At 54.9% G+C, this 20,366-nt stretch carries 20 protein-coding genes, 2 tRNA genes and 1 rRNA gene; 10 read left to right on the forward strand and 13 right to left on the reverse strand.

What is annotated here, in order from left to right:
* The first annotated feature begins 12 nt into the window (after positions 1-12).
* On the forward strand, positions 13-393 hold the full coding sequence (locus A3L08_RS03620) for a ribonucleoside-triphosphate reductase (protein ID WP_088853736.1): 381 nt from the start codon (positions 13-15) through the stop codon (positions 391-393).
* Positions 394-466: 73 nt separating this feature from the next.
* Here the strand turns inward: A3L08_RS03620 and A3L08_RS03625 are convergent, their stop codons facing one another.
* The 4 genes from A3L08_RS03625 to scpB all read right to left on the reverse strand — a co-directional run bounded on the left by A3L08_RS03625 (position 467) and on the right by scpB (position 3,483).
* Positions 467-1,282: an OB-fold nucleic acid binding domain-containing protein gene (locus A3L08_RS03625; protein WP_088853737.1), complete on the reverse strand. Its 816-nt coding sequence runs from the start codon at positions 1,280-1,282 to the stop codon at positions 467-469.
* Entirely contained in the window at positions 1,279-1,656 is a 378-nt protein-coding gene (locus tag A3L08_RS03630; RefSeq protein ID WP_088853738.1) for a replication protein RepA, read from the reverse strand. Before A3L08_RS03630 ends, A3L08_RS03625 begins: the two co-directional genes overlap by 4 nt.
* 1 nt (position 1,657) lies before the next feature.
* Positions 1,658-2,731, reverse strand: a complete 1,074-nt coding sequence (locus A3L08_RS03635) for an OB-fold nucleic acid binding domain-containing protein (RefSeq protein ID WP_088853739.1) — start codon at positions 2,729-2,731, stop codon at positions 1,658-1,660.
* Positions 2,732-2,853: 122 nt separating this feature from the next.
* Positions 2,854-3,483 carry an SMC-Scp complex subunit ScpB gene (gene scpB, locus A3L08_RS03640; RefSeq protein WP_088853740.1) on the reverse strand — a complete coding sequence of 210 codons (630 nt, stop codon included), beginning with the start codon at positions 3,481-3,483 and terminating at the stop codon, positions 2,854-2,856.
* Positions 3,484-3,581: 98 nt separating this feature from the next.
* Here scpB and rrf point away from each other — a divergent pair.
* Together rrf and A3L08_RS03650 are read left to right on the forward strand one after the other, a co-directional pair.
* Positions 3,582-3,703 (forward strand): 5S ribosomal RNA (gene rrf / locus A3L08_RS03645).
* A gap of 8 nt (positions 3,704-3,711) precedes the next feature.
* Positions 3,712-3,789 (forward strand) — tRNA-Asp (locus A3L08_RS03650).
* 297 nt (positions 3,790-4,086) lie between these two features.
* Here the strand turns inward: A3L08_RS03650 and A3L08_RS03655 are convergent.
* Positions 4,087-4,164: transfer RNA gene (locus tag A3L08_RS03655), tRNA-Lys, on the reverse strand.
* Between the two features lie 208 nt (positions 4,165-4,372).
* Between A3L08_RS03655 and A3L08_RS03660 the strand changes: the two genes are divergently transcribed.
* Positions 4,373-4,813 carry a metal-dependent transcriptional regulator gene (locus A3L08_RS03660; RefSeq protein ID WP_088853741.1) on the forward strand — a complete coding sequence of 147 codons (441 nt, stop codon included), beginning with the start codon at positions 4,373-4,375 and terminating at the stop codon, positions 4,811-4,813.
* A gap of 41 nt (positions 4,814-4,854) precedes the next feature.
* Here the strand turns inward: A3L08_RS03660 and A3L08_RS03665 are convergent, their stop codons facing one another.
* The 3 genes from A3L08_RS03665 to A3L08_RS03675 all read right to left on the reverse strand — a co-directional run bounded on the left by A3L08_RS03665 (position 4,855) and on the right by A3L08_RS03675 (position 8,938).
* Positions 4,855-6,192, reverse strand: coding sequence for an NCS2 family permease (locus tag A3L08_RS03665; protein WP_088853742.1), 1,338 nt, complete (start codon positions 6,190-6,192; stop codon positions 4,855-4,857).
* Positions 6,193-6,314: 122 nt separating this feature from the next.
* Positions 6,315-7,319: an ABC transporter ATP-binding protein gene (locus tag A3L08_RS03670; RefSeq protein ID WP_088853743.1), complete on the reverse strand. Its 1,005-nt coding sequence runs from the start codon at positions 7,317-7,319 to the stop codon at positions 6,315-6,317.
* The gene (locus tag A3L08_RS03675; protein WP_088853744.1) at positions 7,313-8,938 is read right to left on the reverse strand and encodes an ABC transporter permease; all 1,626 of its coding nucleotides are present in this window, start codon (positions 8,936-8,938) and stop codon (positions 7,313-7,315) included. The genes A3L08_RS03670 and A3L08_RS03675 overlap by 7 nt, the downstream gene beginning before the upstream one ends.
* A gap of 83 nt (positions 8,939-9,021) precedes the next feature.
* On the opposite strand from A3L08_RS03675, the gene A3L08_RS03680 reads away from it, so the two are divergent.
* Together A3L08_RS03680 and A3L08_RS03685 are read left to right on the forward strand one after the other, a co-directional pair.
* On the forward strand, positions 9,022-10,065 hold the full coding sequence (locus A3L08_RS03680) for a DmpA family aminopeptidase (protein ID WP_088853745.1): 1,044 nt from the start codon (positions 9,022-9,024) through the stop codon (positions 10,063-10,065).
* 129 nt (positions 10,066-10,194) lie between these two features.
* On the forward strand, positions 10,195-11,805 hold the full coding sequence (locus A3L08_RS03685; protein WP_088853746.1) for a B12-binding domain-containing radical SAM protein: 1,611 nt from the start codon (positions 10,195-10,197) through the stop codon (positions 11,803-11,805).
* A 4-nt stretch (positions 11,806-11,809) separates the two neighbouring features.
* On the opposite strand, the gene A3L08_RS03690 is transcribed toward A3L08_RS03685, so the two are convergent.
* Genes A3L08_RS03690 through A3L08_RS03705 form a run of 4 tightly spaced genes read right to left on the reverse strand, consistent with a single transcriptional unit; the run spans position 11,810 to position 15,164 of the window.
* A complete protein-coding gene (locus A3L08_RS03690) occupies positions 11,810-12,655 on the reverse strand; it encodes a deoxyribonuclease IV (protein WP_088853747.1) in 846 nt (281 codons plus the stop codon).
* 41 nt (positions 12,656-12,696) lie between these two features.
* Positions 12,697-13,758, reverse strand: coding sequence for a hypothetical protein (locus tag A3L08_RS03695; RefSeq protein WP_088853748.1), 1,062 nt, complete (start codon positions 13,756-13,758; stop codon positions 12,697-12,699).
* Positions 13,736-14,869, reverse strand: coding sequence for a DUF373 family protein (locus tag A3L08_RS03700; RefSeq protein ID WP_198362135.1), 1,134 nt, complete (start codon positions 14,867-14,869; stop codon positions 13,736-13,738). Before A3L08_RS03700 ends, A3L08_RS03695 begins: the two co-directional genes overlap by 23 nt.
* Positions 14,862-15,164: an MTH1187 family thiamine-binding protein gene (locus A3L08_RS03705; protein WP_088853749.1), complete on the reverse strand. Its 303-nt coding sequence runs from the start codon at positions 15,162-15,164 to the stop codon at positions 14,862-14,864. Before A3L08_RS03705 ends, A3L08_RS03700 begins: the two co-directional genes overlap by 8 nt.
* A gap of 96 nt (positions 15,165-15,260) precedes the next feature.
* Here A3L08_RS03705 and A3L08_RS03710 point away from each other — a divergent pair, with 96 nt between their 5' ends.
* Positions 15,261-15,878 (forward strand): TIGR00296 family protein, encoded by a 618-nt coding sequence (locus A3L08_RS03710; RefSeq protein ID WP_088853750.1) that lies wholly within the window; start codon positions 15,261-15,263, stop codon positions 15,876-15,878.
* On the opposite strand, the gene A3L08_RS03715 is transcribed toward A3L08_RS03710, so the two are convergent.
* A complete protein-coding gene (locus A3L08_RS03715) occupies positions 15,875-17,230 on the reverse strand; it encodes an RsmB/NOP family class I SAM-dependent RNA methyltransferase (RefSeq protein WP_088853751.1) in 1,356 nt (451 codons plus the stop codon). The genes A3L08_RS03710 and A3L08_RS03715 overlap by 4 nt on opposite strands.
* A gap of 81 nt (positions 17,231-17,311) precedes the next feature.
* On the opposite strand from A3L08_RS03715, the gene A3L08_RS03720 reads away from it, so the two are divergent.
* Genes A3L08_RS03720 through A3L08_RS03730 form a run of 3 tightly spaced genes read left to right on the forward strand, consistent with a single transcriptional unit; the run spans position 17,312 to position 20,365 of the window.
* Positions 17,312-17,584, forward strand: a complete 273-nt coding sequence (locus A3L08_RS03720; protein ID WP_088853752.1) for a hypothetical protein — start codon at positions 17,312-17,314, stop codon at positions 17,582-17,584.
* Positions 17,568-18,044, forward strand: coding sequence for a DUF3368 domain-containing protein (locus A3L08_RS03725; RefSeq protein ID WP_088853753.1), 477 nt, complete (start codon positions 17,568-17,570; stop codon positions 18,042-18,044). The genes A3L08_RS03720 and A3L08_RS03725 overlap by 17 nt, the downstream gene beginning before the upstream one ends.
* On the forward strand, positions 18,041-20,365 hold the full coding sequence (locus tag A3L08_RS03730) for a DNA polymerase (RefSeq protein WP_088853754.1): 2,325 nt from the start codon (positions 18,041-18,043) through the stop codon (positions 20,363-20,365). Before A3L08_RS03725 ends, A3L08_RS03730 begins: the two co-directional genes overlap by 4 nt.
* The last annotated feature ends 1 nt before the right edge of the window (position 20,366 follow it).

A 20,366-nucleotide genomic window follows, 5' to 3' on the forward strand; every position in this document is an offset into this window, starting at 1 on the left:
GAGGTGATGCTCATGGAGTTTAAGGAGGAGATAGGTAAGGCCCTCGAGGGGGACGGCCTCTGGACGGTCGTCACGTTCAAGACGCCCCATGGTCCGGGGATTACACTGGAAAAGCTCGCCGAGGCCGCTGAGAGCGCCGGCTGGAGGATAACCTTCCGTGCCAACTGGTGGACCGCTGACATACCCTACGGTCTGGCCAGGCTGGACCTGAGAAAGAACGGCAGGGAGAAGATACTCCTGGGGAAGTGGATACTCGGCAGCAAGTGCGAGCTGATAAGCCTGGAGAACATGTCCCTCGAGAGGGGACGCGATGAGTTCTTCCGCATGGTGGACAGCATAACCTCCACTCTGATCCACGACCCCGTCATAAGGACGATGAGGGAGCAGTACTGACTCCCCGGCTTTTTTGTTTTAACCGTCAGTTTTCAGGTCTAATTCTTACGGGTGGGTAGAAAAGTAGAAAAGCTCAGAGCGGCTCGTAGTAGCCGATCTCCGGCTCGTATATCTCGCCCTCCGCCAGGAGCTGGGTTATGGCTTCCTCGATGAGCTCCTCACTGAAGTCCTTGGAGAGCTTCTTGACTATGAACTTGTGTGAGAGCGCCTTTTCCTTTTCCTTGAGCAGCTCTAAGACGGCATTCTTGGCCTTCTCAAGCTCCGGGTTCGTGGGGGCCTCCTCCTCTTCCGAAATCTCCTCCGAAATCTCTTCCTCAAAGAGAGCCTCCTCCGCGCTCCTCTGCTCCAGCATCATGGTGTAGAGTTCGTCTATGGTGAGGAGCATATCCTCACTTACCCCTTTGTTCTTGGCTATGACCTTGGCCTTAGCGGTGACGCCGTACTTGTCGTATATCTCGAACGCTATCTTGGCCTTTTTAGCGTGCTCGACTTTTTCCTTGAGGGTCTCGAAGCGGTGGAGTATCCACATGTTCGGCTCCACCTTGGATATGCCCTCAACGAGAATCTGCTTGTCGTCGCGCCACTCACTGATCTTCCCGATTATCTGGACGAGGTCGCCCTTCTTCACGAGTCTGATGAAGCGCGTGTCCTCGCGGAAGCCGAGCACCCAGATGGTTCCGGTTCCATCGTCAATCTGGAACTTGCCGTAGGTCTCATCCTCGCTTATCGCCGGCTCCCTAACCACCGTCGCGACCACCTTGACGCGGTAGACCTTCCTTGCGTCCCTGGTTATCAGGTAGTTCGGCTCAAAGTCGCCCTCGCTCTTGACGAAGTAACCGTTAATGATGTCCATGATGTAGACCCTGCTCGCTGGGAGGCGCTTCTTCATAGCTCCTCACCTCCGAAGAACTCAATGATGCTTTCCACCTTCGGGAGAACCTTCCTTTCAAGCTCCCTTACCTCCTCTAGGGCGTCGAGGTCTGCGTTGCTGAAGTCCTGTATGACCTCGCCGTAGATGTGCGTGCCCTCCTCGTTCCTGATGACCCTTCCAATGACCCTGACGATCTGACCGTTCTCCGGTAAAACGTTCTCCTCGCTCTCGACGAGTATGACCCCGGTACCGTCGTCGAGCCAGAAGGTGTAGTCCATCTTATCAACCTTGAATGCCTTGCCTATGAGGGAAACACGCGTGTCGTCTTCCCGTATCTCGCCTATCTTCCTCTCGACGGCCGGCTTTCTTCTTCTAAACTTAATCTCTTCCATTTCACTCACCACCCTCGAGCTCGGCTATGGCCTTCTTCAGCTCGGCCCTAACCCTGGCTATCTCCCTCTTGGGGTCAACTTCGTCCCAGCCAAAGGCCTTGAGTATCAGACCCAGGAACTTGTCGTCGACAACGTTGCCCCTGACGATTATCTCCTTGCCGAGAAGGTAGTAGTACTCCTCCTCCGCAAGCTTCCTTCCGGCTTCCCTGAGGGTTAATCCCCCCTCAACGAGTTCCTTGAGCTTCTCGGCTATCTCTTCTGGCTCTCTGCCGAGCAGGTCAGCGGCGTCATCTCCAAAGAGGGTCGTCCTGATGTAGCCCGTCGAGTCGTCGAGGCCGAAGTCGATTATAACCATCGTAACCGGCTTCACCTCGCCGTGCTCCGGGCATATCCAGGTCTCCGTGGCCGGGTCGTAGTCGACCTTCCTCCTGCACTGGGGGCAGGCGTCGTAAGCCGTGACGCGGTAGAGCCTCGCTATCGTGCCCCTAACTTCGACGAACTTCTCGCCGCCCATAAGCTCGCCTATCTTCCTTCTCTGGTAGTTGTAGCTCCTTATCTCCTCGAGGGGGGGTATCTCCTCGACGCGCGGGTCTTCTGGGTTGGGTATTATCCTCGTCCTGAAGTTGGCGTGCAGCTCTATTCCGTTCCTTCCCTCCCTAACTGTGGGGTCGATTATCTTGATAACATCTCCCGGCTTGAGCTCCTCGTAGTACTTGCCCACCAGGTTGTCCCAGAGGACGAGCCTTGTCCTGCCCGTTCCGTCGTAGATTATGAGGTTGGCCACCCTGCCGGTAGAGCCGTCGCGCCTCTGGTACTCCCTTGGCGGGTACTTCCTCATTATCCTCGCGACTACGTTGACCCCGGTCATCCCGGGGACGAGGTCGGCTATGTGGAGAAGCTCTTCCTTTCCTTCAAGGTTAACACCAAGTTCTTCCGCGAGCATGACTGCAGCGGCGTGCTCCGAGATGCCCTCACGCTCTGCAATCTCGGCTATCCTTTCCTCTATTTCATCCTCCGAGAGGCCCTTCTGCCTCTTGATCATCTCGATAACCTGCTCCTTTGTCAGCACTCCCATAACACTCACCTTAATGGTAATTGGGGCTTCGGGTATTTAAACCTTTCTCCAGAGAGAGCGTTTTCAAAAATAAAGCTGTTCTTCCCGGCATAGGGAGAAATGGGGAAGTAATAGTCCAAAATTCACTCCTCGGCCGGACTGATTGCTTCAGTGCTTTCCACTTCCTTCATCCCTTCGCCCTCAGGAGCCTCCTCGTCTTCCCCTTTACCCTCAAGCTTCGATATCAGGTCGCTGTACTCGGCGTGAACGACCCTCTTGAAGGCCTCCTTTATGATGTTGGGGTCGTTCTCTGGGAAGCCGTAGAGTTCGGCGAACTTCGATGTCGTCCCGAGGAGCTTCGTCCTCTCGTATGGCTCCGCATAGATAAGGCCCATCTCAAGGAGCTTCCTTATGTGCTCGTAGGCCTGGCTTCCGCGCAGCTTTACGACCTTGCTCTGCTCTATCGGCTGTAGGTAGGCTATCAGTGCGAGCGTCTTGAGCTCACCGGTTCTCAGATCTGGCCTCGGCATGAGGTGGACGACACGCTGGCTGTACTCCTGCTTGACCTGCATGACGTACTTGTCCCCGAGAACCTTGACAACCTCTATCGCGCTCTTTCTCTCGGCGTACTCTGCAGCTATCAGTTCGATGAGTTTTTCAAGGTAGTCGAGGGACCTTATTCCAAGGGCCCTTGAAAGCTCTTTGATGCTCAACGGCCTTCCAGAAACGAACAGAGCGGCCTCGACGAGGGCTTTATCCTCAAGCAGTCCCATTATTATCACCTCTCCATGAAACCTCCGATGAAACTACTATAACCTTTTCCATGTCCGACCGCAAAATTTATAAACCCGTCTAGAAAGGTTGGTACCGGTACGGCGGTCATAGCGGCGGGGTCACACCCGGTCTCGTTTCGACCCCGGAAGTTAAGCCCGCCAGCGATCCCGGGTGTACTGCCCTCCGAGAGGGGGCGGGAAACCGGGGACGCCGCCGGCCACTCACATGCCCGGGTGGTGTAGCCAGGCCCATCATACGGGACTGTCACTCCCGTGACTCGGGTTCAAATCCCGACCCGGGCGCCATTCTGACAAACTTTACTTTCGTGAAGTTTGATTAAGGTTGCATGTCGTGTTTATGGAATCCCTGTTTTGAGGGGGTTGCTCTTCCACTTGCTGGTTCTGCAGTGTTTCACTGTGGGAATAACGCCCTTCGGGCGTTAATTGGAAGTTGAAACTTGTTTTAGCTGGTGCAAAGCGTTGACGGGAAGTGCGTGCCTTCTGAAAGATGGTTCTGAAACGTGCACGCCAGTATTATTCACTCAGAGGGAGAATTTTTTGGTCAAACTTTTTCCAGAAGCTTGTTAGTGAAGTTTGTTGTTATGGCGGGCCGGACGGGATTCGAACCCGCGGCCACGGGGTTAAAAGCCCCGCGCTCTAACCAGGCTGAGCTACCGGCCCGTGTCCGAGTGGGAATTTTGGGGATGATTTTATAAGCTTTGCCCTGCGGTTGAGCTGACCTCCCCCGCCCTAAAGGGTAAGTTTTCAGAGAAAAGTCTATGGTCGGCCAAAAAACTTCTTCCCCTGTTAAGGTGTCCGAGCGGTGTGAAGCTCGTCTCCCTGCGAAAACTACTTAAACATTTTTGGCCAACCTAATGCGGTGAGGCCGTTGGAAATAAGTAAGAGAGAAGAGGAGTACCTTGAGACCATGTACCTCCTGCACAAGAACAAGGGCGTTATCCGCGTCAAGGACATAGCTAAAACGATGCGCGTGAAGCCGCCCAGTGTAGTCGATGCCCTCAAAAAGCTCGCCGACAAGGGCCTTGTCGAGTATGAAAAGTACGACAGGATCCTCCTGACAGATGAAGGAAGAAAGGTGGCCGAAGCTACCTACTCCAAGCACCTGCTCCTCACGCAGTTCTTCATCGACATCCTCGGCATTCCGCCGGAGATAGCGGAACAGGACGCCTGCCAGTTTGAGCATTACGTCCACGATATCACCGTTAAACGCATCAAGGAGTTCGCCCAGTTCGTACAGGAAGAGTGTCCCTACGTCCTCAAGCAGTTCATCAAGGAGAAGCTCGCCGAGAACGAAAAAGCTTCAGAATGAATGCCGCTCTTCTTTACCCCTTTAAAAATGGTAAAAAGGCCTCAAAAGGCTCCACCGAGGTAGGCGAAGTAGGCCAGGAACACAATTGCCAGGGCGTACATGAGCGGGTGGAGCTCCCTTCCGCGGCCGCTGAAGAGCTTGAGCAGTGTGTAGCTTATGAAGCCCGCTCCTATTCCGTCGGCTATCGAGTATGTGTAGGGTATCATAACGAGCACGAGGAATGCCGGAATGGCCTCTGTGTGGTCGGTGAAGTCTATCTCCTTGACGGCACTGAGCATGTAGTAGCCGACTATGACGAGCGCAGGCGCTGTTGCGAAGGCCGGTATCGCCCCGGCGAGGGGTGCTATGAAGAGGCCTATTCCGAGGAAGAGCAGGCCGGTGACGAGGGCTGTCATCCCGGTTCTTCCACCCTCCTCTATTCCCGCGGCGCTCTCAATGTAGGTCGTGACGGTTGAGGTTCCCAGGACGGCACCGACGGTGGTTCCTATTGCATCGGTCAGGAGAACCTTCTCAGCATCCGGGACCTTTCCGTCCTTCGTCAGGAAGCCGGCCTTGGCGCTGAGTCCGGTGACCGTTCCGAGGGTGTCGAAGAAGTCCACCATGAAGAAGGCGAAGATGACTCCCAGTGCCCCGACGTTGAGAAGCCCCTTGAGGTCCATCTTGAGGAAGGTGTAGCTTATGTCAGGCGTTGAGAACAGGTGGTCGGGCCAGGGGGCGGCCCCAGTCAGCCAGCCCAGGACGCTGGTGGTTATTATCGAGATCAGCAAAGCTCCCTTGATGCGGAGCGATATGAGTATCGCCGCGAGGAAGAGGCCGAAGAAGAAGAGCACTATCTCCTTGCTTGCGAGAGCGCCCGTGTTCAGCCCGGTGAACTGGAGGACACCTGAGTCGTTGACGACGGCGGTGAGAAGGCCCACATCGTTGAGGCCGATGAAGACGAGGAAGAGCCCGATTCCGGCTCCGACGGCGTACTTCTGGCTGAGCGGGATGGCGTGGATTATCGCGCTCCTGACCTTGGTGACGCTGAGGGCTATGAATATCAGGCCCTCGACGAAGACCGCCGCGAGGGCTATCCTCCAGTCGTAGCCCATCCCGAGGACGACGCTGTAGGCGAAGTAGGCGTTGAGGCCCATTCCCGGAGCGAGGGCGAAGGGCTTCTTGGCGTAGAGGCCCATCAGGATTGTCGCGAAACCGGCTGCCAAGGCAGTAACTGCCACCAGCGAGTTGAAGGCCTCTTTACCCATGGCATCGCTGAGTATACTGGGGTTGACAAAGAGGATGTAAGCCATCGTCATAAAGGTGGTAACGCCGGCCAGGATTTCGGTCTTCATATCTGTTCTGTGCTTATCAAACTCGAAGTAGTCCTCAAACCAGCCCATGAGCTTACCCTCCGTGAATTGACTTGTTTTTGCCTAATAGGTTGGTTTTTTAAATGTTTTTTAACGCAAAAATGTTAAAAGATGAAAGGGTGGGGTCCTGAGAAGAGGTATCGAGGACACCCTCAATCCAGCACCGAGAAGCTCCTCACCTCGATGCCAACGCGCTCCGGCATTTCTTCCACGCTGAAGGGCAGTTCTTCGAGGAAGCGCTCCGCGAGGATTACTTCGCCTTCAATCCCGAGCTTCAGCCTTATCCTCCCGGGCAGGAGCTCGTAGTCGATTACCTCCGCCGTGTCCCCTGACTTTATGTAGACGCTCTCCGGGCGGAAGAAGACCCTGACCTTCCCTTCCCCCGCAACGTCGAAGCAGAGCCCGTTGAGGCAGGCCCTCCCGTTCTCCGCTTCAAGCTCCAGTATGTTGCTTAAACCAAGAAACCTCGCCACGAACTCGGTCTTTGGCCTGTAGTAGAGCTCCAGCGGTTTTCCGACCTGCTCTACCCTGCCGACGTTCATGACCGCTATCCTGTCGCTTACCGCCATGGCCTCCTCCTGGTCGTGGGTGACGTAGATAGTGGTTATCCCAAGCTCGCGCTGGATCCTCTTTATCTCTCCTCTCAGGCGTTCCCTTATCTTGGCGTCGAGGTTGCTGAGCGGCTCGTCGAGGAGCAGAACCTCCGGTTCAACCACCAAGGCCCTCGCCAGCGCGACCCTCTGCTGCTGGCCGCCGCTGAGCTGCTCTGGATAGCGGTTCTCAAAGCCGGTCAGACCCACAAGCTCAAGGGCCCACCTGACTTTCCTCTCTATCTCCGGCTTTGGCAGTCTCTTCATCTCAAGCCCGAAGGCGATGTTCTTGAAGACGGTCATGTGCGGGAAGAGGGCGTAGTCCTGGAACACTATCCCAATCCCGCGCTCGTAGGGGGGTAAATCGTTCACCGGCTTTCCGTCGAAGAGTATCTCGCCCCGGTCGGGTCTCTCAAAGCCCGCTATCATCCTCAGCGTCGTGGTCTTCCCGCAGCCGCTCGGCCCGAGTAGCGTGAGGAACTCGCCGTCCTTGACCTTCAACTCGCCTATTTCCAGCTTAAAGTCGTCCCACTTCTTGATAACGCCCCTCAGCTCGACCCTCACCATACCTCCTCACCTATCCTCTCTATCACCAGGAAGCTCAGCGTTGAAATCGCCATCAGGAGAACCGAGAGTGCAGAGGCGCTCCCGAACTGCCTTGCCCCGAGGAACTTGTATATTGCCACAGCCATAGTCGTGTACTCCGGCTTCGCCAGCATGTAGGTCGCTCCCAGCTCCGCTATACTCATGGCGAAGGCGAAGATCGCCCCCACTATCACGCCGCCGATGGCCAGTGGCAGCTCCACTTTCAGGAAAGCCTTCCACTCCCTCGCCCCCAGACTGAGCGCCGCCTCGAAGAGGTTCGGCCTTATCTTCTTGAGGCTCGTAGAAACGGCCCTCAGGACGAAGGGGTAGGCTATGACGGTGTGCGCCGCTATTACGATCCACATAGTGTAGTAGAGCGGTGTGGCGTGGAATACCCTGATGTAACCGAGGCCCAGCGTTATCGCCGAACTCGCGAGCGGGAGCATCGCTAAGACGTCGAAGAGCCTCTTTCCCCTGAAGTTCCAGCGGTGGAGGGCGTAGGCTATGGGCAGGGCCACGAGGACCGAGAGAAACACCGTGGCGAGGCCGAAGGTCAGGGAGTTCCTCACCGCCCCCAGCGTCGTCGCCCCGAACATCGGATTGTACTCGGCAGAGAATACCCTCCTGTACCATTCGAGGCTCCACTGGCCGTTGAAGTGGAGCGAGTCGTAGATAACCGCCAGAAGCGGAGAAACGATGAAGATGAAGACTATGAAAGAGTAAACCGCTATTGCAAGCCCCCTGAGGCTCAGCCAGTCCCTTTTTGTGAAGGGAACCGGCTTCCTGAAGACCCTCTGCTCCTCCCTCTTGGCGTAGGCGTCGAGGGAGCGGAGATAAATATACATGAAGACCACGCTCAGGGTTATCTGGATTATCGCCAGGGCAGAGCCGGTCTTGAAGTCGAGGAGCGTCATTATAGAGGTGAAGATGTCGACTTCGATGGTGGCGTACTGGTAACCGCCGATGATGAGGGGTATGGAGAAGCTCAGGAAGCAGAAGACGAAGGTGAGCATCGCGGAGGCAAATATCGCCGGGGAGAGCATGGGCAGCGTTACGCGCCAGAAGAGCTTCCAGCCCCTCGCTCCAAGGGCCATCGCGGCCTCTTCGTAGTGTGGGTTGATGCGCTGCCAGAGCGACGAGACCATCCTGATGACGATGGGAAAGTTGTAGAACGCGTGGGCTAGGAGTATGCCCTTCCAGGAGTAGAGTATTCCGAGATCACGCCCGATTAGCCCAGTCACAAACCCGTTCTTCCCGAAGAGCAGGATGTATCCGAGGGCAACCATAACGCTCGGCATCACGAAGGGAACCGTCAGAACGGCCTTTACCGCCCTCTTCCCGGGAAAATCGTACTTGGCGAAGATGTACGCCCCGGGGAGCCCGAAAGCTAGGGTCAGGAGCGTCGAGGCTATCGCCTGCCCGACCGTGAATAGGATGACGCGCCTGTGATAGTCGTTCGCGAGAACAGAGCTGATGTACCTGAGCGTGGGGCCGTTGTCCCACAGCCCCATGTAGATAATGCTGACTAGGGGGATGTAGAAAAAGACCATCAGGAAAGCCAGCGGAATGAGGAGCACAAGCTGGGTGGGCCTTATCCTCATGCCAACAACTCGGTTTTCGTTCTTTATAAGGGTTGATTGGACAAAATTGTTAAGCTTTGCTGAGAAGTATCCCCGGTGGTAGCATGAAGGCCCCCGAACTTGGGATAAAAATTGGGATTCATGAGCACGGAAAGAGGAACTCCATAGCGGACCTGGGCGTCAGAGTTGGGCACAAGACGCTCATCGAGGGTGAAAACATCAGGACTGGCGTCACAGTCCTTTTACCGCCCGTGAAAAACCCCTACCGGGAGAGACTTTTTGCCTCAACCTTCGTCATGAACGGCTTTTCCAAGCCGATAGGCTTCGTCCAGGTAAATGAGCTCGGCTACATTGAGACGCCCATCGCTTTAACAAACACGCTGAGCGTCTACACCGTTGCGAGCGCAATGGTCAGGCACATGATCGAGCTGAACCCGGATTTGAAGAGCGTCTCGCCGGTAGTTATGGAGTGCAACGACTCCTACCTGAACGACATTCGGAGGATGGCCGTCCGTGAGGAGCACTACTTCGAGGCCGTTAAGAGAGCCAAACTCGACTTCGAGGAGGGTTCAGTTGGAGCGGGAACCGGAATGAGCGCCTTCGAGTTCAAGGGAGGTGTAGGCTCATCGTCAAGGGTCGTTGAGATTGGCGGGGAAGAATACACGGTAGCTTCCCTCGTCCTGGCGAACTTTGGCAGAAGGGAGGACTTGACCATCGCCGGCGTTCCGGTTGGACTCTGCCTGAAGGACTACCCCGGCAGGGGCACCTCCGGAAAGGGAAGCATCTCCATGGTAGTTGCTACGGATGCGCCCCTTACAGCGAGGCAGTTGAAGAGGCTCGCAAAGAGGGCCGTTGTAGGATTGGCGAGAACCGGCGGCTACGCCTACCACGGGAGCGGCGACGTTGTTTTAGCATTCTCTACCGCCCAGACGGTTCCAATGGGGAAGGAACCCGAACTCGTGAGCTTCCTACCCGACAACTCCCTCAGCAGGCTCTTCAGAGCTACCGCCGAGGCGACGGAAGAGGCGATAATCAACGCTCTCCTGCAGGCGAAAACAGTTGAAGGCAACGGGCACGTGAGGTATGCACTGCCCGTGGAAAAAGTGCTAGAAATTCTGGAAAGGCACGGGATGATTGAGCGTCCGTAGGTCATTCGACTCTTTTTTACCATGGTTTTTAGTGTTAACCCGGAATGTTTTTAGTTTTATCAATCCACTTTAGAGAAATCCGAAACGCATATATATGCAAGATTTTCTTCATACCCATGAGGTGATAAAATGGCCCGCATCGTCCTGACGACGGACGAAACCCTGACGAGCACGTACCATGACGTGCCGTTGCTCGATTTTCTGGGCTGTGCGCCCTACGATAAACTGCCGAAGTGGGTCTTTCGCTTCTTTGACACCCAGTTACCGGATGAGAACGGTGTTCTAAGCCAGGCCCCTTACGGGCTGAGAAAGGTTGAAGCGGCACTGCTGAGGGATGGCTTCAATAGGGATGAAGTAGTGGTAGCCCATCCGCGGGCGGTGGAGCGGTTCATTGACGGGAAAACCACGATAGTTGCCCTTTACGAAATGGACCCCCTCGGCCTCGGGCCTGTCAGCATGATGTTCACGAACGGTGGCCAGTGGAGGAACTACACGAGCGTCAAGTTCAGGGAGCTGATCAACAGGATAAACCGGGTTCGGGAGGCAAAGGGGCTGAAGTTCAAGCTTGTAGTTGGCGGGCCCGGTGCATGGCAGCTCGAATTTAGAAGGGAAGAGCGGGAGAAACTTAGAATAGACCACGTTGTGATGGGTGAGGTGGATCACGTAGCGGGCGAAATCTTCAGGGACATAGAGAGCGGGAGTGCCGACGAGGCGGTATTCGTGAGGGGCTGGCCGAGGGTGGAGCAGATACCAACGATAGTAGCTCCGTCCTACAAGGGGCTTGTCGAGGTCATGAGGGGCTGCGGCAGGGGGTGCCGCTTCTGCGAGCCCAACCTGAGGGTGGCCCGCTATATACCCATCGAGAAGATTGAAGAGGAAATAAGGCTCAACGTGAACGCTGGAATAGACCACGCCTGGCTGCACAGCGAGGACGTATTCCTCTACCGGGTGGAGGACAAGAAGAACTTCTACCCCAACGCAGAGGCCGTTGTGGAGCTCTTTGAGGTCGCGAGGAGGTACACGAGGAACGTGAACCCGACCCACGGCTCGGTGGCAGGGGCCCTGGCGATTCCGGACATGATAGAGCGGATCTCCGAGATAGTCGATGCCGGACCGAACCACTGGGTGGGCATACAGGTTGGCTTCGAGACGGCCTCGCCCGAGCTGATAGGCAAATACATGAACAACAAGATGAAGCCCTTCTCGCCCGAGGAGTGGCCCTGGGTTCTGCTCAATGGAACCTACGTCTTCAACAAGAACTACTGGTTCCCAGCTTATACCACAATCCTCGGCCTCCCAGGTGATACCGATGAATACGAGATAATGACGGCCCGCCTCATAGTCACGATGGAGAAGGAACTCGAGGAAAAGCTCGGCAACAGGGCGCACTTCACGGTCACACCTCTGGCGTTCGTGCCCATGGGCCTCCTCAAGGACCAGGAGTTCTACAAAATCGACGACATGATCACCTACGGCCAGTTCCTCCACCTGTACTACGCCTGGAAGCACATGATGCGGGAAGTTACGAGGGGACTGCCTGCGGTAATGAAGAACAACCCGTTCCTGATACCGTTCTACCCCCTGGCCAGACTGGGAACGAGGATCGTCATAAGGCAGATCGAGAAGTGGGGCAAAAGCAAAGGCTACGAGGTCAAGAGGCTGGAGCCGCTGGAAGGCCTAAGGATCGAGGTTGATGAGCATAGGTGGTATTCCAAGCCTGCCCTCGCGGAGGCCTACTAAAGGTTCAGGCCTCTATCTCCTCGTACTTCTTCTTCATCAGCAGCGCGTCTTCCTCTATGTTGGGACTCTCGCTTATGACGACTCCTTTGACCTTGAACTCCTTGAGAACCTTTAGGAGGTCCTCCCACTTCATGTCGCTCTCCTGGAGGTTGAGGTGCCTCCTCTCGCCCTTGGCAGTGTACTCTATGCCCGACATGTGTATGTGCATATTGTCTAGGGCTTCCCTGCCCAGTCTGTCCTCCAGGAGGGAGAGCATCTCCCGCCACTCCTCTATGCTGTTGAACTCCCCCTTGCTCCTCGCGTGGGCGTGGGCAAAGTCTATCGTCGGGAGAACCATCTCAAGCTCCTCGCTGAGCTTCACTATCTCCTCAAGGTCTCCGAACTGGGTCGGCTTTCCCGTCAGCTCGGGCCTTATCCAGACCTTGATCCCTTTGTCCATCAGCTTTTTCTCGATGTCCCTGAGGGCTTCGAGTATCTTCTGGTAAACACTCTGAGGGGGCTGCTTGAGGTAGTAACCCGCGTGGAAGACCACACTCCAGCCACCGGCGTCGTGCAGGCGCTCTGCGCTCTGGATTATCCTGTTCTTACTGGCCTCGACCTTCGCCTTCTCAGCCGCGTTGAGGTTGATGTAGTATGGAGCGTGGGCCGTGAGCAGGACGTCGTGCTTTTTGGCCACGTACTTTATCTTCTTCGCCAGTTCCGGCTTGAGGTTGACCCCACGGACGAACTCGAGCTCCATGGCATCTAAACCCAGGTTCCTCACGTGGGCTACGCCATCAATCGTTGAGCGCTTCGGTGTTGAGAGCGGAATCCCGGCCGTTCCGAAGCGCAGTCTATCAACCTTAAACATGCTCACCACCCAAAAGAATTAGGGAAGCCTAACTTATAAGCCTACCGTTCGATTTCCGTGCCCAGTATCTTTTCAAGCCTCTCGATTTCCTTCTCCAGCTCACTCTCAAGGTGTTCCAGCCTGTTCCCGAGCTTTTTGAGCTCTGCTTCCCTTTCTTCTATCAATCTCTTTAGCCTTTTGAGTTCCTCCTCCAGCTCGTGCCCCCTTGAGAGGATCTCTTCCCTCCTCACCTCAAGTTCCCTGAGCTCTTTCCTCCGGGCCCTTATCTCCTCTGCCCTCTCTTCAAGGTTCTCAAGGAGCCACTTCGCTGCCTTTCTCTGCTTGGGTTCGAGCTTCGGCTCAATCTTTCTGACGAACTCGATGAACTCCTTGGGCCGCCCAAGCGCAACGGAGCTGTCCCTTACGAGCTCTTCAGCTATCGGCTCGTGGAGGCGCATCCTCTTCACGGGCTTCTGGAGCTTTGAAACCTTCGAGCGGACCTCCAGCTCTTCGTTCTTCACCTTTGAGGAGAGCCTCTTGATTTCCTCTTCCAGTTTGGGGAGACCTTCCCTGTCGTAGAACTCCTCAAGTTCCCTCTCCCCAGTACGGAGCCTCTCGGTCAGCTCAGTGAGCTCATCCTTCACCCTCTCAATGTCTTTCTTTACATCTTCGATCTCCCGCATCTTTTCCCTGATCCTGAGGTCTTCCAGCCCCTTCTCAGCCAGTTCGTTGTGGTAGTTCAGGTACTCCTCGTTCAGCTCCTTGAGAAGGCGGTTTATGGCGTAAACGTCCTTTTCAAAGATTATGAGAAGGTACCTCCCGTGCCCCACGTGGAGCTTCGCCAGGTCTGGGAGGCGTTTTCCCAGGCTTTCCATGTCGTTCACGCTGCTGAGGGCGTTTCTGAGGGCGGTGACGTAGCTCCTGCGCTCTGCGGTCACTATCTTCTTTATGCTATCGTCCACGTTCTTTGGAATGTCTTTCCTATCCAGCTTGTCTATTCTCTTCAGAATCTCCCTTACTTTCTTCTCCAGCCGTTTGTTGTAATTCTTCCTTATTTTCTCAGCTTCCTTCAGGGCTTTCTCCCTCTTCCTTTCGTACTCGTCAAGCGCTTGCTCCAGCTTCAACTTTCTCCCATCCCTTAACTTTTCCTCTCATGTACACGCCTACAAGAATTGCGACGGCCACGTCCATGATGGCCAGCAGGAGCTTTGTGAACACCTCTATATCCGACAGAGTGAGTATGGCCATCGCGTACCTCGTGGTGAGGTCTATCGTCACCCACATTGCCGGCATCATTAAGAGCGCCGAGGACTGGTACCAGATGTGGTAGTCCTTCTTAAGGTAGGACTGGATGACCTTACCGGTTATCATGACGGAGACTCCCAGTATAAGCGACGCGTTGAGGGCGCTGATGTAGATAAGCGTCGCAAGCAGCGGCGTTCCGGGGTAGCTTCCTATCAGCTCTAAGGCGTATTCTTCGAGGCGGAAGTAGGCGTTTATTGCGCCGCCCGCGATTATCAGCGAGCCGGCTATGACGGAGATGACGACAACGAACTGCTTTGTGACCGTTTCCCTTACGTTGAAGCGGAAGCCCTTGGTGAAGAAGTAGCCGCCGATGAGAAGTAGTATCGTGCCCGTTATCGTCGCCGAGATTATCTTAACGCTTTCGGGATACCAGACACTTATGAGCCTTGCTATGCCGTAGAGGAGTAGTATCATTCCCGGAATTCCGAGGACAACTTTGGCGACCTCCGGGTCGCTCAGTATCTCCTTCATGTAGCGGTAGATGATGTAGTAGGTCGTCTCTATGCCCTCGCTCTGCTTGACCACAACGCGGTGAGACGTCAAAATTGGAACCCTGGAGGTTATGATGGGAAAAATCTGCTCATCCTCAGCACCATCGGTCACGGGAATAACCCCATCGGCCGGAAAAACCTTGAGAACCTCCTCAAGCTGTCTCGCGAGTTCCATGTCGCTTTTCAGCCCGACCTTTGGATGTCCGGTTATGAGGGCAACCTCGACCTCGTCAAACTCACCGCTCTCCTTGAGCTCGTCGTGGAGCTTCACGGCAGCGTAAACAACGTTCGCATCGCTGTCTTCGGGATCTGCCAGACTGAGCTTTAAAGCCGCGTCTACACAGGCGTCTCTCCCTATCACGGGCCCCTCAACGCCGGCCTTCTGGCCGAAGTCGTCGTCGCGGTCTATGGCAAGAACCAGTGCCTTGATATCAACCACCCCTAACCTTTTCCATGACGGATTTCACCTTGTCCTCCATCTTCCGCTCCTTATCACGCCTGTCGTCGATTCTGATGGTGGTGGAGACCCTTTCGGCGCCGAGCTTGAACATCAGCTCGTGGGCCTCCTCGATCACTGCGAACGCGTCCTTCACGGTCGGAACCTCTATTATCGTTGACATCGGCGTCAGTTGATATTTAACACCCTTACTCTCTAAAAGCTTTACTACCTCGGCCACGTATCGGCTCAGGCTCCTCTCGCCGAGGGGGACGACTACGAACTCCACTATGACCACATTCGACACCCGACTTAATCTTTTTCGGCAATCTTTTAAATTTTGCGGGAAAGGTAAATAACCCTTCGGGTGCATCATATCATTGGGGTGAGGTGCATGTACAGGATAAAGGATGAATGGGGTGAGTTCCTCGTCAGGCTCGCGAGGAAAGCCGTCGAGGAGTACGTGAGGCACGGCAGAACGATAAAACCTCCGGAAGATACCCCACCGGAGCTGTGGGAGAAGATGGGCGTCTTCGTCACCCTCAACAGGCACGACGTTCCGCCTCAGGCTGCTCTTCGTGGTTGCATAGGTTTTCCACTCCCGATTTATCCACTCGTTGAAGCGACGATAAAGGCGGCAATCTACGCCGCTGTTGACGACCCGCGCTTCCCGCCGGTGAGGGAGAGCGAGCTTGACGATCTTGTTGTTGAGGTCAGCGTTCTAACTCCTCCTGAACCTGTTGAAGGCCCGCCCGAGGAGAGGCCTAAGAAGATAAAGGTCGGCAGGGATGGGTTACTCATAGAGAAGGGCATCTACTCGGGCTTACTGCTCCCGCAGGTTCCGATAGAGTGGGGCTGGGACGAGGAGGAGTTTTTAGCGCAGACCTGCTGGAAAGCCGGCCTTCCACCCGACTGCTGGCTCGATGAGGACACGAAGGTCTACCGCTTTACTGCAGAGGTATTCGAGGAAGAATACCCGAGGGGGCCAGTGAGGAGGAAGCCGCTGGTCTAACCTCTCCTCAATTTTGCAATGAAAAAGCTGTTGCAGTCGTGCCTGTGAGTCCAGGCCCGGAAGACTTTATCCCCAATCTCAAGGAAGCCCCTATCACCCCAGCTGAACTCGTAGGGAACAAGCTCCAGCCCAACGCGGTTTACCGCGAAGAGCACGTTCTCCTCGTCCTCATCGATTCTGATCGAGCATGTTGAGTATGTCATCTCGCCGCCGTTGCGGAGGTTCTCGTAAGCATTCCTCAGCATGTTCCTCTGCACGCTGATTATGCGCTTAATCTTCTCCCCGTCGAAGCGCCACTTCACCTCCGGGAACTGGCGGTAAGTCCCGGAGCTTGAACACGGCGCGTCGAGGATTATTTTGTCGAACTTATCTTTATCCCTGAAGCTCTGGCCGTCGGCGTGAACCAGTTTGACGTTTTTAATCCCCAAAAGCTTCATTTTCTCTTTCATTCTCATCAATCTGTCGTAGGAATAATCCACAGCAACTATCTCGCCCCTGTTCTCCATCAGCGCCGCCGCATGGAATGTCTTCGAGCCGGGGGCCGCCGCCAAATCGAGAACCCTCTCGCCCGGATCAGGATTCAGAACGTGGGCGACATATGCTGAGGCCAAATCCTGGATCACGAACTTCCCTTGTTTATACCAGTCGAGCCTCGTGACCGGCGTCTTGTATTCAAGAACCTTCAAAACGTCAGGAACCGGAGTTAAGGCAGTCCTAACGCCGTTTTCCTCAAGGTAGTCCCTCAGCGAGTCAACGTCCGTCTTCAGCGTGTTGGCCCTTACATAGTAGCGCTGAGGTTTGTTGTTGCTGAGGAGAAGCCTTACCGCCTCGTCGTAGCCGAAAAGGTCGATAACATACTCCACGTACCAGCGCGGGTGGGAGAAGCGAACGCTCAACCACTCTATCCTGTCCTTCTCCTTGAGCCTCTTTAGAGCCTTTTCGACGTCGAACTTCTCTATCGAGTGCATCAGCGCGTTGACGAATTTGGCGCGGGAGAAATCGAACTTTTCTTTAACCACGCGGATTATTGAGTCAGTCGCTATCGCGGGAGGAACCTTCCGGAAGTGTATCTCAAAGGTCCCTATGCGGAGGAGGTTTGCCAGGTAGGGGTCGAGGTCTTCAACGGTTGAGCCCTTCAAAACCGAGTTGATTATGAAGTCTATCTTCGCCCGCCACTTCTCTATCTCGAAGACGTAGGCGTGGGCCAAACCTCTCGCCTTCTCGCGGTCCTTTCCGACCACTCGCTTAAAGACTCTCTCAAGCGCGTGCTTGGAAGACAGCTCGCGCTCCTCAACGAGCATCAGCGCGTCCGCCACCACTTCCTGGAAGCTCACGCGGTAAAACAGTTCCATGGGCGGGACTTTGATGGGAGGTTTAAAAAGGTGGTGGTGAGGTTTATTAGCTCCTTTGCCTAATATCTACTGGTGAGTGGCATGGAAGAAGTTAACCGGCTGGTGTTCAACTTTCCCCTCTTCAAAGATTACGAGGAAAAGGAGCGGTTCTTCAAAGTGATAGGCCTGCTTGTAAGTCACCAAATAACTCTTGAGAAGGCCGCAGAACTCTTGGACATGAAACTCGAAGAGCTTTCATTTCTTCTTGACAAGCTGGGCGTTGAATATTCACTCCTTGACGAAGAAGAAGCCGAGCTTGAACTCTCAAAGCTGAAGGAGATTCGGGAGGAATTGAAACGTGAGGGTCGTCTTTAACTCTTCTCCCGTCATAGCCCTCGCAAAGCTCGGATACCTAAAGCACGCGGTTAGACTCTTCGGCGAAGTTTTTGTTCCAGAGGCCGTTGTTGAAGATATCAACGCCAAAGAAGACGAAGTTAGCTCGGTTCTCTCAAAATTGCTGAAGTCCGGGGAGGTTAAGATGGCTTCTCCCTCCAGAGAGGCTCTGCCCGGCTATTCAGGGCTCCACCATGGAGAATTGGAGGCAATAGCACTCGCCAAGGAACTCGGAGCGTTTGTCATATTGGACGATTTAAAGGCCCGCAAAGCGGCGAGATTGGAGGGACTTAGTGTCATTGGCACGGTGGCAGTCCTGAGGCTTCTTAAGGATGCCGGTCTTTTGAAGGAGACTGACGACGAGCTATTTAATGCTCTGCGTTCGGTCGGGTTTAGGATACGCCCAGAACTGTTTTACAAGATTATGGGTGGTGAGTTATGATCCTCGATGCCGACTACATTACCGAAGACGGAAAGCCCGTCATCAGGATATTCAGGAAGGAGAAGGGCGAGTTTAAGATCGAGTACGACAGGAATTTTGAGCCCTACTTCTATGCCCTCCTGAAGGACGATTCTGCGATTGAAGACGTCAAAAAGATAACCGCGGAGAGGCACGGCACTACCGTTAGGGTCGTCAGGGCCGAGAAGGTGAAGAAGAAGTTCCTCGGCAGGCCGATAGAGGTCTGGAAGCTCTACTTCACCCACCCCCAGGACGTTCCCGCAATCAGAGACAAAATAAGGGAACATCCAGCCGTTGTGGACATCTACGAGTACGACATCCCCTTCGCGAAGCGCTACCTCATAGACAAGGGCTTAATCCCGATGGAGGGCGATGAAGAACTTAAGATGCTCGCCTTCGACATCGAGACGCTCTACCACGAGGGCGAGGAGTTCGCCGAAGGGCCCATCCTGATGATAAGCTACGCCGACGAGGAAGGGGCGCGCGTTATTACCTGGAAGAATATCGACCTCCCCTACGTTGACGTCGTTTCCACTGAGAAGGAGATGATAAAGCGCTTCCTCAGGGTCATCAAGGAGAAGGATCCCGACGTGCTAATAACATACAACGGCGATAACTTCGACTTCGCCTACCTCAAGAAGCGCTCCGAGAAGCTCGGCGTCAAGTTCATCCTCGGGAGGGACGGCAGTGAGCCGAAAATTCAGAGGATGGGCGACCGCTTTGCAGTGGAGGTCAAGGGAAGGATTCACTTCGACCTCTACCCCGTCATAAGGAGGACGATTAACCTGCCCACTTACACCCTTGAGGCAGTATATGAAGCCATCTTTGGACAGCCAAAGGAGAAGGTCTACGCGGAAGAGATAACGCAGGCCTGGGAGACGGGCGAGGGATTAGAAAGGGTGGCCCGCTACTCGATGGAAGATGCTAAGGTAACCTACGAGCTCGGAAAAGAGTTCTTCCCGATGGAGGCCCAGCTCTCGCGTCTCGTAGGCCAGAGCCTCTGGGATGTCTCGCGCTCGAGTACCGGAAACCTCGTCGAGTGGTTTTTGCTGAGGAAGGCCTACGAGAGGAACGAGCTTGCACCAAACAAGCCAGACGAGAAGGAACTGGCCAGGAGAAGGGAGAGCTACGCGGGTGGATACGTCAAGGAGCCTGAGAAAGGACTGTGGGAAAACATAGTCTACTTAGATTTTCGCTCTCTCTACCCCTCTATAATTATTACACACAACGTCTCCCCAGATACGCTCAACAGGGAGGGCTGTAAGGAGTACGACGTGGCTCCTCAGGTGGGACACCGCTTCTGCAAGGACTTCCCCGGCTTCATTCCGAGCCTCCTCGGAGACCTTTTGGAGGAGAGGCAGAAGATAAAGAAGAACATGAAGGCCACGATAGACCCGATCGAGAAGAAGCTCCTTGATTACAGGCAACGGGCCATTAAAATCCTTGCTAATAGTTTCTACGGTTACTACGGCTACGCAAAGGCCCGCTGGTACTGCAGGGAGTGCGCCGAGAGCGTGACAGCTTGGGGCAGGCAGTACATCGAGACCACGATAAGGGAAATAGAGGATAAATTTGGCTTTAAAGTGCTTTACGCAGACACCGACGGGTTTTTCGCGACAATCCCAGGAGCTGATGCCGAAACCGTCAAAAAGAAGTCCAAGGAGTTCCTCAAGTATATTAACGCCAAGCTGCCCGGCCTGCTCGAGCTGGAGTACGAGGGCTTCTACAAGCGCGGTTTCTTCGTGACGAAGAAGAAGTACGCGGTTATAGACGAGGAAGACAAGATAACGACGCGCGGGCTTGAAATAGTCAGGCGTGACTGGAGCGAGATAGCAAAGGAGACGCAGGCGAGGGTTCTTGAGGCGATACTCAAGCACGGTGACGTTGAGGAAGCTGTAAAGATTGTCAAAGAGGTGACGGAAAAGCTCAGCAAGTACGAAGTTCCACCAGAGAAGCTTGTCATCCACGAGCAGATAACTCGCGACCTGAAGGACTACAAGGCCACCGGCCCGCATGTGGCTGTTGCAAAGCGCCTCGCCGCGAGGGGAATAAAAATCCGGCCCGGGACGGTCATAAGCTACATCGTGCTCAAAGGCTCTGGAAGGATTGGGGACAGGGCTATACCGTTCGACGAGTTCGATCCGACAAAGCACAAGTACGATGCGGAATACTACATCGAGAACCAGGTTCTGCCGGCGGTGGAGAGAATTCTGAGGGCCTTTGGCTACCGTAAGGAGGACCTACGCTACCAGAAGACGCGGCAGGTTGGCTTGGGGGCGTGGCTCGGAATGGGGAAGAAGTGAA

Source organism: Thermococcus pacificus (assembly GCF_002214485.1).
GTDB classification, from domain to species: domain Archaea; phylum Methanobacteriota_B; class Thermococci; order Thermococcales; family Thermococcaceae; genus Thermococcus; species Thermococcus pacificus.